The sequence below is a fragment of the Candidatus Poribacteria bacterium genome, from assembly GCA_021295715.1.
In the GTDB taxonomy this organism is placed as follows: domain Bacteria; phylum Poribacteria; class WGA-4E; order WGA-4E; family WGA-3G; genus WGA-3G.
In genome coordinates, this window is sequence record JAGWBV010000053.1 from 1 (window position 1) to 14798 (window position 14798).

General features: G+C 47.8%; 12 protein-coding genes. 9 read left to right on the plus strand and 3 right to left on the minus strand.

Annotated elements, in window-relative coordinates; translation table 11 throughout:
• The coding region (locus tag J4G07_13810) for a hypothetical protein (protein MCE2415071.1) at positions 1-226 on the plus strand (226 nt) is incomplete at its 5' end.
• A 41-nt stretch (positions 227-267) separates the two neighbouring features.
• Here the strand turns inward: J4G07_13810 and J4G07_13815 are convergent.
• Complete coding sequence (locus J4G07_13815) at positions 268-1332, minus strand: tetratricopeptide repeat protein (protein ID MCE2415072.1); 1065 nt, start codon at positions 1330-1332, stop codon at positions 268-270.
• A gap of 158 nt (positions 1333-1490) precedes the next feature.
• On the opposite strand from J4G07_13815, the gene J4G07_13820 reads away from it, so the two are divergent.
• The 6 genes from J4G07_13820 to J4G07_13845 all read left to right on the plus strand — a co-directional run bounded on the left by J4G07_13820 (position 1491) and on the right by J4G07_13845 (position 6979).
• Positions 1491-2195: a phosphopantothenate/pantothenate synthetase gene (locus tag J4G07_13820; GenBank protein ID MCE2415073.1), complete on the plus strand. Its 705-nt coding sequence runs from the start codon at positions 1491-1493 to the stop codon at positions 2193-2195.
• Complete coding sequence (locus J4G07_13825) at positions 2188-4086, plus strand: hypothetical protein (GenBank protein ID MCE2415074.1); 1899 nt, start codon at positions 2188-2190, stop codon at positions 4084-4086. The genes J4G07_13820 and J4G07_13825 overlap by 8 nt, the downstream gene beginning before the upstream one ends.
• 243 nt (positions 4087-4329) lie before the next feature.
• Positions 4330-4572 (plus strand): hypothetical protein, encoded by a 243-nt coding sequence (locus J4G07_13830; protein ID MCE2415075.1) that lies wholly within the window; start codon positions 4330-4332, stop codon positions 4570-4572.
• Positions 4565-5005: an HNH endonuclease gene (locus J4G07_13835; GenBank protein ID MCE2415076.1), complete on the plus strand. Its 441-nt coding sequence runs from the start codon at positions 4565-4567 to the stop codon at positions 5003-5005. Before J4G07_13830 ends, J4G07_13835 begins: the two co-directional genes overlap by 8 nt.
• 224 nt (positions 5006-5229) lie before the next feature.
• Entirely contained in the window at positions 5230-6372 is a 1143-nt protein-coding gene (locus J4G07_13840; GenBank protein MCE2415077.1) for a site-specific DNA-methyltransferase, read from the plus strand.
• 25 nt (positions 6373-6397) lie between these two features.
• Positions 6398-6979 carry an MjaI family restriction endonuclease gene (locus tag J4G07_13845; GenBank protein MCE2415078.1) on the plus strand — a complete coding sequence of 194 codons (582 nt, stop codon included), beginning with the start codon at positions 6398-6400 and terminating at the stop codon, positions 6977-6979.
• A gap of 159 nt (positions 6980-7138) precedes the next feature.
• Here the strand turns inward: J4G07_13845 and J4G07_13850 are convergent, their stop codons facing one another.
• Together J4G07_13850 and J4G07_13855 are read right to left on the minus strand one after the other, a co-directional pair.
• Positions 7139-8947, minus strand: coding sequence for an ABC transporter ATP-binding protein (locus J4G07_13850; GenBank protein MCE2415079.1), 1809 nt, complete (start codon positions 8945-8947; stop codon positions 7139-7141).
• A 94-nt stretch (positions 8948-9041) separates the two neighbouring features.
• On the minus strand, positions 9042-10727 hold the full coding sequence (locus J4G07_13855) for an ABC transporter ATP-binding protein (GenBank protein MCE2415080.1): 1686 nt from the start codon (positions 10725-10727) through the stop codon (positions 9042-9044).
• A 390-nt stretch (positions 10728-11117) separates the two neighbouring features.
• Between J4G07_13855 and J4G07_13860 the strand changes: the two genes are divergently transcribed.
• Positions 11118-13172 carry a hypothetical protein gene (locus J4G07_13860; protein ID MCE2415081.1) on the plus strand — a complete coding sequence of 685 codons (2055 nt, stop codon included), beginning with the start codon at positions 11118-11120 and terminating at the stop codon, positions 13170-13172.
• 55 nt (positions 13173-13227) lie between these two features.
• On the plus strand, positions 13228-14694 hold the full coding sequence (gene gnd / locus J4G07_13865; protein MCE2415082.1) for a decarboxylating NADP(+)-dependent phosphogluconate dehydrogenase: 1467 nt from the start codon (positions 13228-13230) through the stop codon (positions 14692-14694).
• Positions 14695-14798: the final 104 nt, after the last annotated feature.

Here is a 14798-nt window from a genome sequence, read left to right on the forward strand (position 1 = left end):
TGCTGGCTATGTGTTAATCAGTGGCAGCGGAATGGGAAGACTATGGTTTACAATCTTCCTGGGTTGGTTAGCGAAGGCGATCGTGTTGAAGATTGGCGGTGTGAAACTCTACCGACAAGCAGTGCCGTTCTTTTTGGGACTCATCTTAGGGGATTACACGCTCGGATGTGTCTGGAGCCTCATCGGACTGGTACTGGAGATACCGACATATATTGTCTGGCATTGAGATGTTCAATTCTTGGAAGAGTGTTTCGTGATAACGTAAGGCTACTCTTTATCTTTGAATCCTTGAAGTATTCCTTCAAGAGTCGTTTTGAGATTTTCGTCTCCTTGTTGTTCAGCGAGTTTTAAAGCCGTCTGATAATCTGCCTTTGCCTCCTCCATTTTGCTAAGGTTTCCCTTTACAGTGCCACGAAGGTAATAAGCCTGAGCGTCATTTGGCTTTAAACGGATTGCCTCATTAAGGTCTGAAATCGCCTCCTCACGTCTCCCCGAATTATTTTTGGAGAGTCCACGAATGAAATAAGCCCGAGCATCATTTGGCTTTAAACGGATTGCCTCATTAAGGTCTGAAATCGCCTCCTCACGTCTCCCCGAATTCTCGTTGGAGAGTCCACGAAGAAAGTATGCCTCAACATAATTTGGCTTTAAGCGGATTGCCTCATTAGCGTCTGAAATCGCCTCCTCACGTCTCCCCAAAGAAGTCTTGATTGTTCCAAGAGCGAAAAATGCCGCCGCGGCTATATCGTTATCAATCCCCTCTGCTGTATTCGCAATAGAACTCCACTTCTTAATAGCCTCATCGGTTTTCTCCTCTTTCTGCAATCTGAACGCATCAACGATAGCTTTATCTATTACGGATGCCCCAGGATTCCGTTGAATCGTTTGTAGGAATTCCTCAACTTCTGGGGACACTTCAGATTCTCCGGACTGAATGAGTTTATTGATGTCTCCACTCGTCAATCCTGATACAACTTCTTCTGCTATTTTCTTTTGCTCCTGGATGTCCTCAAGATATTTTGCTGCTTCACTGGCATACTCCTTGGCTTCCTTAAGGTGTTCCTCTGCCTCGGATTCAATACGTTGAAACTGAGTGTAGGCAACATAAGCAGCAATACCGGTTACAACCGGAATTGCAACTGCAAAAAAGGCAAGAATTAAACCTATAACAACCAGCCATTGATTAACAGTATCCAACCGGCCATCAAGATATTCACGTCGTAAATCGTTGAGTTGACGTTGATTTTCTATATCACTAACAGTATCAACACGGCTCACGCTATCTGGAACGTCTGCTTCGTCGTCAACAGGGTGTTTCGTTGTTTGTGTCATCTTTTTCTTTCCTTTATTAATTCTTGGACTTACTATAAGTATACTGTAACACCTTGAATTTGTCAAATCTGAGCCGAAATTCGGTTACACACCGCCCCTTGCAAACTTATGCAAAACCCTGTATAATAGACGGAAATCTGTGCTGAGGTGCTATTCAGTTGAGCGACGTTCCTAAAACACATCCCCGATATCTTTCATTGGCATTACGAGATACCATCGTCCACGGCTTGATCGCGCACGGACGCGGGGAAGCTTTCGATTACCTCATCGGAGAAACTACACAACCCTTCGCGACGGAGGCGATCCACGCTGCCGCAGTGATGCTCCGTCTCGCAGAACACCCTGTTATCTCGGTCAATGGGAATGTCGCGGCGTTAGTACCTGAAGGACTCATCGAACTGGGGAAACTCCTGAACGCACCCTTAGAAGTGAACATCTTTCATACGGAAACAGGACGGGAACAGCGGATCCGAGAATATCTGCTGAAGCACGGCGCACCGGACGTGCTAATGCCGACAACCGATGCGCAACTCTCCTACATCGACTCCAATCGAAAATTCGTGCATCCAGAGGGAATCTTTCAAGCCGATGTCGTCTTTGTGCCGCTTGAGGATGGCGACAGATGTGAAGCACTCCGAAAGATGGGCAAAGAGGTCGTAACTATCGATCTGAACCCGATGTCACGCACGGCGAAACAGGCGAGTATCACGATCGTAGATAACGTCGTGCGAGCAGTGCCGCTATTATGCGAAGAGATTCGGAACTTCAGTGATCGAACAGCACAGGACACCCTGAAAAAATATAGCAACGCAGCGGTGTTACAGGAAGCGTTACAGCACATCAGCAGGAGCGGGAATGGCTAACCGAAACGGAAAAACCAACCTCGTCAAACCGCACATTCTGCTGATTGGACTGGTCCTCGTTGTCTTTAATAGTTACTGGTGCCTCATGGGAACAGAGGTGTGGCATTCTACGCAGCTGACGATCGCTTCTCTGTTCTTTAACGCCGTTTTTACCCTCCTCGTCTTTGTACTTGTCAACCTACTCTTCCAACGATTCCTACCGCGTCTGGCGATGTCGGAAGCGGATTTGCAAACCATCTACGTGATGGTCGTGATGCTGACGACTATCAGCGGGCATACGATGATGGGCTATCTCATCCCTGTCCTCGCACACGCATGGATCCCACTTTTCGGACATCACGTCCCGACATGGATCGCCGTCAAAACGCCACGAATCTTGGATGGGTTCTACGAGGGGGACTCTACACTCTACACTTCCGCCACTTTAAACGCATGGATCCCACCGGTGCTGGCGTGGTCGGGTTTCGTTATCGCGCTCTGGCTGACGTTGTTGGCGGTGACGGTCTTTCTTCGGAAACAGTGGACAGAAAATGAACGACTCAACTATCCGATCGTCCAACTCCCATTGGCACTCACAAGCAATCCGAAACGCTTCTTTACTTCCCCGTGGATGTGGCTCGGATTTGCACTCGCAGGGAGTGCGGAATTGCTGAACGGTTTGAACTATCTCTTTCCCGATATACCCGCTTTACCGATTAAAGGCAAGACGATCGGGCAATTCAGCTCAAAGCCGTGGAGTGCGATGGGACCCATTCGCATCTCTTTCTACCCATTTAGTATCGGTTTGATGTTCTTCACACCGTTAGATCTCTCGTTTTCCTGCTGGTTTTTCTGGCTCCTCGGTCGCATCCAGCTGATTGTAACAGACGCGTTTGGGGCGCGGAATATCTACCATCTCGAACAGCAGACGGGCGCGTGGATTGCGTTCGGATGTATTCCGTTGTGGATAGGACGACGGCACTATGGACGCATTCTTAGGAAGGTCTTCGGCATTGCGCAACGCCGCGGTGAACCCGCACCTGACGACTCGCGTGAACCGATGCGCTATCGGACTGCGGCGGGACTGTTTACGGTCGGGATGTTGTGTCTCTTCTTTTTCTGTTACCAGATGGGGATGACCTTCTGGGCGATTGGGCTCTTTTTTCTTTTCTATTTCCCACTGGTTATCGGGATCACGCGTATCCGTGCTGAAATCGGACCGCCGTTGCATCAACTCATCTTCGTCGATCCGGGACGGACGATGGTCCTTGCGTTAGGCACACGCCGACTCGGTGCAGGCAACCTGACGGGCTTAACGTTTCTCTATCCGTTTGTCCGTTGTTTCCGTGCGCATCCGACACCGAGTGAGTTGGAGGCGTTTCGCTTGGCAGAACGGAGCCAAATAGGGTATCGGCAGTTGCTTATCGGGATGATCTTGGCGATTGTGTTCGGTATCCTGATAACGTTCTGGGCATACCTGCACGTCCTCTACGATATGGGGGCAGGAAGCAAAGCCCGCGGCTGGATCGTCTATATGGGGTGGGAGACGTTCAACCGCTTGCAAACATGGCTTGTCAGCCCACGGGAGACGAGCGTCCCAGAACTCGGTGTTATCAGTGGAAGTTTCCTATTTACGATATGCCTGATGATGATGAAGATCCGGTTTCTGTGGTGGCCCCTACATCCGGGCGGCTATGTCCTCGTGAGCGGGACGGGGATGGGCGGTTTGTGGTTTCCGATCTTTCTCAGCTGGCTGGCGAAAGCAATCGTGCTAAAGATTGGCGGCGTGAAACTCTACCGACAGGCAGTCCCGTTCTTTTTGGGTTTGATTTTAGGGGATTATACGCTTGGGTGCGTGTGGAGTTTGATCGGGTTGGTGTTGGAGATGCCGACCTACATCGTTTGGCATTGAGGTGTTGATTCATTCATATATGAACAATGTGAATTCACCTGCTACCTTCTGTGGAGATTTAGAAGTTCCATCTCCATAACAATTGACAAAAAACTGGCATTTTAACGCATCTGCGTGATATGCTATATAATAGCGCAATGCAAAGGGCCGAAGCTGCCCGACGCACGTGCAAAACCCTCAAGCCAAACTCGGAGCAGTATAGAATTGAAACCAATGGGAATAGGCATCAAGGAGGAACACTCAATGCACATATCACCTGCGTATCAAGAGATCGTTGATTTTATCGCAGCAGGGACAACACCCCAAAATTTGGTTGATTTCTGTCCGTCTGAAGATGCGAAGGAACGTATCGCTGATCTTATTCATCGCGAAAAGACAACCGGTCTAACTCCTGAAGAGACAGCGGAATTAAATCACTGTTTACAACTTGAGCATCTGATGCGTCTTGCGAAATCCCGCGCTCGACATTATTTGAAAGATGAGTAAGACTTACGTTTCTGTCGCCTTAAGACAGTTGATTAGGACACGTGCCAAGAACCTGTGTGAATATTGCTTGATTCGCGAAGAGGATACCTACTTTGGTTGTCAGGTAGATCACATTATTAGCGAGAAGCATGGAGGTTCTACTCATGAGAGTAATCTTGCCTATGCGTGTTCGTACTGCAATCGCAACAAAGGGAGCGACATCGGATCTATTGTGTGGCAGACCCGGCGATTTTGTGGTTTCTTCAATCCCCGCATTGACCAATGGGCGGACCATTTTAGATTAGATGGCATCAGGATTGCTTTCCTTACACCCACCGGTGAGGTCACTTCCCGTATCTTGGATTTCAATCATATTGATCGACTTATTGAGCGTGAAGAATTGGCTGCCCTTGGCCACTATCCTTCGTCTGCTGCTCTAACATTGATGTTATAATCTTAATAGTCCTATAAGCCGATCTTTTTTTCGTAGTTCCTTAGGGCTTACGTAGACAGGCGATAAATCACCTTACTACAAACAGATGAACCTTGAAAATACGTGTGTTTTTCAAAGGAGTGTGGTTCGTAGTAGCGCAATTCATTGCGTTTTGCGTAGGTTCTATTCTTATCAAACATGTTATCATTTTCATTAATTAATATCACAATTTAGGCAAACCCTCTATGAAAACTACCCATAGTATCCTTTTTCAAGATGCACGAGATCTAAAAAATATTCCATCAGAAAGCGTCGATTTGGTTGTTACTTCTCCACCATATCCCATGATTAGCATGTGGGATGAGATGTTTAGTGATCAGAATCCAGAGATTCAAAAGGCATTAGTGTGCGGCGATGGAAAACAGGCGTATGCATTGATACACGAGATTCTCGATGCTGTGTGGAATGAAGTATTCAGGGTGTTAAAAAATGGTAGGTTTGCCTGCATCAATATCGGTGATGCGACACGGAAGATCCGAGATGATTTTTGTTTGTATCCGAACCACGCGAGAATCTTGAATTATCTCTTAAGTATCGGGTTTTCTGCGCTCCCCGACATCCTTTGGCGAAAACAGGCGAATACGCCAAATAAATTTATGGGGTCGGGCATGCTGCCTGCGGGTGCTTATGTGACGCTGGAACACGAGTATATTCTAATCGTCAGAAAAGGTTCCAAAAGAGAATTTAAAACAGAGGACGAAAAAGCGAATAGACGCGAAAGTGCTCTGTTTTGGGAAGAGCGGAATATCTGGTATTCGGATGTTTGGACGGATATTAAGGGAACGGAGCAGAAACTTCCGAAGGCGATGTCACGATTGAGAAGTGGAGCATTTCCGTTTGATTTGGCGTATCGACTCATCAATATGTATTCTGTGAAAGGCGATGTAATACTCGATCCATTTCTGGGGACAGGCACCACGACTACAGCTGCGATGACATCGGGACGCAACAGTATCGGTGTTGAAATCGACGAGAGTTTTCAACACGTTATTTGTCCAGTTGCCAACCATATCGTTGATTTTTCAAACGATTATTTGTGCGACAGGTTGCGAAGACACTTGGCGTTTGTTGAAGACCGGATCCAAAACTCGAAACCGTTAAAATATACAAATAAACACTACGATTGTCCGGTGGTGACGAGCCAGGAGCAGTTTATTTTCCTGAACGGCTTAAAGGAAGTTCACGAGTGCCGAGATAACATCTTTGAAGTCGTGTATTCAACCAAACCGCAAACTTGGAATTTTGATGAACCCCCAGAAACCTCAATTCGGAATAAAGAGAAATCCCACCCAAAACCTTCTCAATTCAGTATGTTGAATGCACAGTGATTTTATATTCGACAAAGAGGTATGTATGCAAATTAAATTAAAAAATACTGAGATTCAAGAATATGTAAACGCTCCTGCTGGTGAATTTCCGAAGTATACGACCCAATTAATGAATGTCGCAAATCAAAATTCTCAAGCTACACGACCGAGGCACGTTGGACAATTGAGCGAACTGATTCAGGAATTTCCGGGACAAACTTTTGAAGAATGGGTTATGTGGTATCAAGAACGATATCCCGATGCGATTGATGAAGCAACGGATAGAATCATCTCAATGATAGAGAACTTCAATGGGGCTGTTGACAAGATTGATCGAAATTTGGTGAAATCATGGGTGGCGGATCTTATTCTCGTCAAAACGTTCACAGGTCTTAAATTTCAGGAGGCAATTCTGAAAAAGTTGGCGGAGATAAAAGGCTGCGACTACCGTTTGGCGGAACCTCATGAAGAATCCCAAGGTATAGATGGGTTCGTAGGCGAAGAAGCCTATTCTATCAAGCCTGACACTTATGATTCAATACCAACTGTAGCGGAATCCATAGAGATAAAGATGATTTTTTATGAAAAAAAGAAAGATGGCGTAGTGTTTGAAATACCGGAAGAGTAGGCAGGAGAGAAGGTATATCAATCCGCGACTCAGGCAAGCAATGATGACATATAATCCTGCAAAGATCGAAGAAGCCTGTGAATCCTGATTCAGACAAGAGTGCTTACACATTACCCATCTAAATTGCTTACGCTTCATCCAACCTCGCCTCTTTCCAGTTTAGCTGCCATTTTTCTCCTGTCCCTTATACTGCAACTGATACAACCGATAATAGATGCCGCCCTGTTGTAATAACGCGTTGTGTGTGCCGGTCTCTCGGATTTCGCCGCGATGCATCACGATAATCTTATCCGCATTTTGGATCGTCGAAAGTCTGTGTGCAATAACGACGGAGGTCCTGTTTTCCATCAGACGACTCAGGGCATCTTCGATCAGGAGTTCGGTCTCGGTGTCAACGCTTGATGTCGCTTCGTCGAGGACAAGGATGCTCGGATCGGATGCTAAAGCCCGCGCAAAGGCGACCAACTGCTTCTGTCCAACAGATAACCCGCCGCCGTCCTCTTTGATCTCTGTGCCATAGACCTGCGGCATTTTCTGAACGAACCGGTCTAAATGCACGTCTTGCGCTGCACGCGTCACCTGTTCCGATGAGATTGACGGATTCCCCAGACTGATATTCCGTTCGATGGAGTCAGAAAAGAGAAATATATTCTGTTGCACAATGCTGACCGCCTCTCGTAGTTCCTCCAGATTCATCTCTCGGATGTCCACCCCGTCAATCAGGATCTGACCCTTGTTAATCTCATAGAATCGGCACAGCAGATTGATGATAGAGGTTTTCCCCGCACCGGTATGCCCAACGAGTGCGACCTTCTCGCCCGGTTTTACCTTAAATGAGACATCCCGCAAAACGTAGTCCTCATCGTTGTAGGCGAACCAGACGTTTCGGAACTCAATCTCACCTTTCAAAGTCTTGGTGCCACTTTTAGGGGTGGTAGAGACGATGGTCGGTTGCGTATCGATCAGTTGGAAGATGCGTTCGGAGGATGCCATTGCGTTTTGGAAAATCGTATACTTTTCGCTCAGTTCTCGGATGGGCCAGAAGAAACGCTCAGCGTAGCGGATGAATGCTAACAGAACGCCGAAAGTCAGCGTGCCTTGCACAACCTGTCCACCCCCGTACCAGATAATCACGGCTATCGCAAGAGAAGCAGTTACTTCAATCAGCGGGTGGAAAATTGAAAAATAGAAGATACTTCGAAGGTTGGCTGCGAGGTATCTCCGGTTTCGCTCGTTAAAGCGGAGATGGCTCCGTCGCTCTTGTGCGAAAAGCTTCATTGTCGTCATGCCGACGATGTTTTCTTGCAAAAAAGCATTGATCCGTGCAAGCTGCTTCCGTTGTTCCCGAAACGCACGACGCGAATAAATCTGGTAGACAAGCGTGGCACCGAAGATAATTGGAATCACCGTGAACGTCACGAGTGCAAGTTTCCAGTTATAAAGTAGCATTGCCACCATGATCCCCAAAATCTGGAGCAGATTCGCGAAGACGGTGATCACACCCGAGGCAAAGAGTTCGTTGAGGACCTGAACATCTCCCATAACGCGGGTCATCAGTCTACCAACCGGATTTTTATCGAAAAATTGGACGTCCAAGCGTTGCAGATGTGAAAAGAGCGTCTGTCGCAGATCGTGCATCGCGTGTTGCCCAATCATCTGCATGCGGTATTCCTCAAAGTAACTAAACACGAACTCGCCAATCAATGCCACTACGTAAAAAATCGCGATCGTACTTAATCCGGTCAATGTGCCTGGGCTAATGTGCTCGTCAATACCACGCTGCAGTAAGTAGGGTCCCGCTAAACGTGCAAGCGTATTCCCGACCATGAGCAATCCGATGAAGAGCAGCTGGAATTTGTAGGGTTTAAGGTATGCCAGGAGACGCTTCATCAGCACCCGGTCATAAACTTTCCCGAGATCTTGCTCCTCATCGCTATATTCGTACAGTTCGCCTCCCATGCCGAACATAGGTGGATTCCTCCTTTATCGTTCCTCACATCCCCGGTTACGGTAGGTGCGGTTTCTAACCGCACTGGGTTTATAAGAGTTCAATCACGATAGATTAAAGTTCTTCGAGTTCCTCTTGCAAGAGTTGTGTTTCGTAGATGCCGTTGTAGATGCCGTTGTATTCAATCAGTTGTTCATGCGTGCCTGTCTCAACAATGCTACCCTCATTAAGAACAATGATATGGTCGGCGTTTTTGACGGTAGAGATCCGATGCGAAATGAGAATCGTCGTGCGATCCTTCATAATTTCAGCAAGTCGGTTGAGAATTGTATCTTCAGTTTGCGTATCGACATTCGCAAAGGCATCATCAAGGATAAGGATTTTCGGTTTAATAATAATGGCGCGTGCGAGCGCGCTCCGTTGGCGTTGCCCGCCCGAAATCGTTATCCCGCGTTCACCGAGGAAAGTTTCCAATCCATCGGGAAATTCTTCAATTTGCTCAAGAAGATCTGCAGTATGCGCCGCGCTTTTTACTTCTTCATCATCTGCTGTTTCGAGACCGTAGGTGATATTATTTCGCAAATAGTCTGAGAAAAGAAAAGGTTCCTGCTCCACAAACCCGATGTTAGAACGGAGGACGTTTAAGGGTATATCTTGGATGTCTACGCCGTCGATAAAGATGGTGCCCCGTTCTGCTTGACGAATGCGTGGAATGAGGTTGACGAGCGTAGATTTCCCAGACCCCGTCCCGCCGACGATCGCGAGGGTCATGCCGCGCTCAACTTTGAGGTTGATGCCTTTGAGGACAGGCGTTCCATCTGGGTAATCAAAACTAAGATTTCTAAACTCAATTTCGCCTTCAATGTCTTTGATGCCCCATTTCACCTGCTCACCGTCGAAGATTTCTGGTTTTTCATTGAGAATCGCGTTCATCCGATCCATGGATGCTGCCCCGCGTTCAAAGGTATTGACAATAAAGCCGAGGGTAATCATCGGACGGACGAGCATCATGAGATAGGCACTGAACGCCACAAACTCGCCGAGTGTAATCTTCCCTTCAATCACATGGAGACCCCCCATCCAGAGGAGAACCACACCACCGATACCCGGTAGGAAACGGAAGAGCGGGAAGAAGAAAGTCATCAATCGGATTTGTCGGTGATTACGTTCAACAAACTCATGATTCAGCTCTTGGAAATGCTCTACCTCACTCGCCTCAAGCGTATATGCTTTCACAACACGGACACCAGACAAATTCTCCTGGACTTTGGTATTCAGCGTTGAGAATGCCTCTTGGATGCTTTCGTAGTGGGCATGTAACCGCTTTCCGAGGGTGCGAATCAAAATCGCGAGGATTGGATAGGGCAGCAAAGCAACAGCCGTTAGGGTTGCATCGATCTGCAGCATGATAGTAAGCGCGAGTCCGAAAAACACTATCGCATCGGCGGTGTACATGATAGCACTGCTCAAGACCATTCTGATGGCGTTTAAGTCGCTGGTGGCGCGGGTCATCAGATCACCGGTGCGGACACTATCGTAATACGCAGCGGAGAGTTTTTGGAGATGGAGAAAGAAATCAGCACGGAGGTGAAACTCCATCTGCCGAGCGACACCTTGGATGATGCGTCGTTGAGCGAAGCGTAAGATGCCCGCAAAGAACGCGACCCCGAAGATAAGAAGTGCAAAAAAAAGGATTCGTTCCGGAGGTACGGTAAAATCTGGGTCTCTGAATGCGCGTTCTAACTCATCAAAAAAAGTCTGAAGAATCTTTGGACTGATTAGGAGTATCGCATTCGTCACAATCACAAGGCAGAAGCTAAATATAATGGCGAATCGATACCGAATAACATATTTCTTGAGACCGAATAAACTGCGAATGATGAGACTCCTTTCCGGCGAGCGCGTTTTGCCGCGTGGTGTTATGTTAAGAGGGTATTTCTAATTTTGACGTAAATTTTGGCTATCCGTATTAATCAAGTTTTCAGTAGGGCAAAGAAGTTGCTTCCTGTAGAAGCAAACTGTCCTCGGATCCTCTGCCACATGTAGGAGCGAGCTGTGCTCGCGACCCCTCAAGAATGCGTAAAGGTGCATCCGAGAATGTGTATATAAATGAATTATTATCTATTTATAACCCAAGTTGCTATCTAATAGGTCATGGACGTTTCAACACGGATTTTTCAAGGAGTCAATATGAAACGCAATCGAAAACCTACACCCTTCCACGTTGTATCGGGTGATCCAGAAGGAACGACATGGGTGCTACCCGATGGAGCAATCGCCCGATTCGGGAAAGGGGAACACAAAACCCCTGGCGGCGATGTGAAACTCTCTCCGGATGGCACGTATTTCGCCACTGCAACCAGCATCGGACTCTGGTGGTATGACGTATCCACTCTGTCTCCTATCGCATTGTGGGAGACGGAACGGGGTGGGATTAACGCTATTGATTTCTCACCCGATGGCAAGCACATTTCTATTGCCAATTGGGATGGTGTCCTTAAAGTGATGGATGTTCAGAGTGGGAGGACTATCTCTGAAATAAAAAAGAAAGATAGATACGTACGCATTGTCTTCTCACCTGACGGCAATAAATGGGGTGTCGCGGATCACAATGGTATCATTCAGGTTTTGGATGCTAAAACCGGTCAGTGCCTTGTGCAAATGGATCGAGGTCAACATGAACAATCAAATGACGTTTCTCAACTGGAATTTTCTCCGAACGGACACTACATCGCGGGGTCTGTAGAAAATCCTGAACTTTATTTTTTTAATAAAAATAAAATCATTAATCCTGACACAGAAGGAACACAAACTTACATCTGGAGTTCAGAGACGGGCATGCCATTAATCAGGTTCGCGGGCAGAAATTTCGCTTTTTCCCCAGATAGTCGACTGCTGGCGTGCGCTACACCCGACGAAGCAGCGAATGAGGTCGATAGCGTTCCTTGCTTTATCTCGGTGTATGATGTGGCGAAAGGCGAGCGTATCGCCTACTTCACCGAACATAGGAGTTGGGTACACACCGTCATCTTTTCACCGTGCGGTCAGTTTCTCGCGTCATGCGATGTAGACAAAATCCTATGCCTGCGGGATCTGCCGAAGAGCGCGTTGAAGAAAAGTTATGTGGACTGTGGTACTCCATTTTACACACAGGATGGTATACTGCTTACCATCCTGTCACGCCGTGAAAGTATCGAAGTCTGGGACGTAGAACACCGTGAAAAACTACAGACTATCGAGCGTCGATTTGGGAGCATCGGTCATAAATGGTTTTCAAAATGCCCACAATTGGCTATCGCTCACGCACTCTCCGACAAACCGATAAAATCCACAACACAAACATTCCCAATCCTTCGTGAACCGACTCTCTTTTCGGATCCAGTGCTATTTCTACCGGATGGACAAATACTTGCGAGCCGGAGTGATACCAAAGGGGTCGTGTTATGGGATGTTGAAAGTAAGCAGGTCCGAGAAATATTACTGAAGGATGCACATATCACCTCTTTTACTGTTTTGCCGTGTGGAAGTATGCTGGCTGCCAATGTCCAAGACCAGAATGTCAGTGTGTGGAGTGCTGAGAAACCCGATAAACCTATTGCTGAATTCACCGAACAGGCACGATTGGGCTGGCATATAGCGTTCGCACCGACGGGGGATCGACTTGCAGTTGGAAGTAGAGAAGGCACAATCTATCTATACGATTTCAAACGGAATGAGAAGTTAAAACCTTTCATAGGGCACACAGATTTCATCTGGTCAGTATGCTTCTCGCCAGATGGCAAGCGGCTGGTAAGCGGTTCAGATGATAAAATCGCTCGGCTGTGGGATGTTGAATCTGGTGAAGCAATTGCTACATTGCCTTTGGACGCACCTCGGACACTGATGGAGATAGCCTTTTCGCCGTGTGGCAGCGTGATTGCAGGTGGAATGTTCGGTGAACTCCGGTTGTGGTGTGCCGAAACTCTAACAACGCTTTTCACTATACCGCAGCCACAAACACAGAAACCTTACGCGCTTGCCTTTTCGCCGTGTGGGCGGTATTTCGCATCCGGGACCTGGTGGCAGGAAGGAATGGAGAAGATGGCAATTAAATTATGGGAAGTCGCGAGCGGTGAGAATATCGCTACCTTCTGGGGACATCCGACAGACATTCAGTCGCTTGCCTTTTCACCGGACAGTAAACTTCTCGCAAGTGGCGGTTTTGATCGGACTATCCTCCTTTGGGGTTTGGAAACGTTAAACTGAAAGCCTCTGATTTTTCTATTGACAGTATTACCTCTTGCAGTTTATGATATGCAAAATGGATTCTATCATAGGAGGAAAACAGATTTGGCGGCAGATGGGTGAAAACCTCGCACTGAACATGGAAAGCAAAGGGTTTGAGGTAGCGGTCTTCAACCGAACCCTCTCACGGGTGGATGCTTTCATGGCAGGTGCTGCGAAGGACAAAAATATCACTGGAGCGCATTCCATTCCAGAACTCATTGAGAAGTTAGACAGCCCCCGAAAAATTATCTTGATGGTGAAAGCCGGCGAACCCGTCGATGCATTTATAGGGCAATTGGTCCCACATCTTTCAACGGGCGACCTCATTATTGACGGTGGAAACTCCAATTTCAACGACACTGTCCGTCGGCATGCGGAGTTGGCTGAGCAGGACGTTCTGTTTATCGGCACAGGTATTTCTGGGGGCGAAGAGGGCGCACTCAAAGGACCCGCCATGATGCCGGGCGGTTCAGCCGAGGCTTACGCACTCGTGGAGCCGATCTTTACGAAGATTGCGGCACAGGTAGGAGGCACACCCTGCTGCTCTTATATCGGACCCGATGGCGCGGGGCATTACGTCAAGATGGTGCATAACGGCATTGAATACGGCGACATGCAGCTGATATGTGAAGCCTATTCCCTGATGAAAGGCATCTTGGGAATGGACGCCGACGAAATGCACGAAGTCTTCAGCGAATGGAATCGTGGCGAACTGAATTCTTACCTCATCGAAATTACCGCAGACATTTTCACACAACTCGATAGGAGTGGTACACCTTTCGTCGATGTCGTGCTGGATCAGGCAGGACAGAAAGGCACCGGTAAATGGACGAGTATCTCGGCGCTGGATCTGGGTATCTCCGCACCGACGATCGCAGAGGCGGTTTTTGCGCGCTGTATCTCCGCTGTTAAAAGCGAACGTGTTGCGGCAGAACAGGTTATCCAAGGACCCGCTGGCACCTATCAAGGCGACCGGGACGAAGCACTCAAAGCAATTCACGACGCGCTTTACGCCGCGAAAATCTGCTCTTATGCCCAAGGTTTCGCCTTAATGCGGGAAGCAAGCGAAGAATTTGGATGGGATTTGGATCTCGGCATGATTAGTTTAGGCTGGCGGGGTGGGTGTATCATTCGGGCGAAGTTCCTGCATCGGATCGCGGAGGCGTTTGAACGCAATCCTGAACTACCGAACCTTATGCTCGATTCCTACTTCCGAGATGTGCTTGAAACCGCGCAACCCAACTGGCGAAGCGTCATCGGCACAGCCACACAACTCGGTGTTCCTGTTCCGGCATTCAGCTCCGCTTTAGCCTATTTCGATAGTTACCGCAGCGGGAGACTCTCTGCGAACCTGATTCAAGCGATGCGTGACTACTTCGGTGCACACACCTATCATAAACTTGACGCAGATGGAAACACGATCCTCGGAGAAGACGGGGAACCGACGGTATTCCATACCGAATGGATGCTCGAAGGTCGCCCGGAAGTTACTGTTGATTAAATTTTTAATTTATCGAGACGGACGCAAATTAAGCCAATATGTGTATCTTCGGGTAGCACAGATGCTCGTTTCTCTTGAATCGGTGCGGTTAGGAACCGCACTTA

Bases quoted from the DNA above. Each gene is read 5' to 3' on its own strand.
- J4G07_13815 (MCE2415072.1), bottom strand. From the start codon at position 1,332: ATGACACAAACAACGAAACACCCTGTTGACGACGAAGCAGACGTTCCA.
- J4G07_13825 (MCE2415074.1), top strand. From the start codon at position 2,188: ATGGCTAACCGAAACGGAAAAACCAACCTCGTCAAACCGCACATTCTG.
- J4G07_13830 (MCE2415075.1), top strand. From the start codon at position 4,330: ATGCACATATCACCTGCGTATCAAGAGATCGTTGATTTTATCGCAGCA.
- J4G07_13835 (MCE2415076.1), top strand. From the start codon at position 4,565: ATGAGTAAGACTTACGTTTCTGTCGCCTTAAGACAGTTGATTAGGACA.
- J4G07_13840 (MCE2415077.1), top strand. From the start codon at position 5,230: ATGAAAACTACCCATAGTATCCTTTTTCAAGATGCACGAGATCTAAAA.
- J4G07_13845 (MCE2415078.1), top strand. From the start codon at position 6,398: ATGCAAATTAAATTAAAAAATACTGAGATTCAAGAATATGTAAACGCT.
- J4G07_13850 (MCE2415079.1), bottom strand. From the start codon at position 8,947: ATGTTCGGCATGGGAGGCGAACTGTACGAATATAGCGATGAGGAGCAA.
- J4G07_13860 (MCE2415081.1), top strand. From the start codon at position 11,118: ATGAAACGCAATCGAAAACCTACACCCTTCCACGTTGTATCGGGTGAT.
- gnd (MCE2415082.1), top strand. From the start codon at position 13,228: ATGGATTCTATCATAGGAGGAAAACAGATTTGGCGGCAGATGGGTGAA.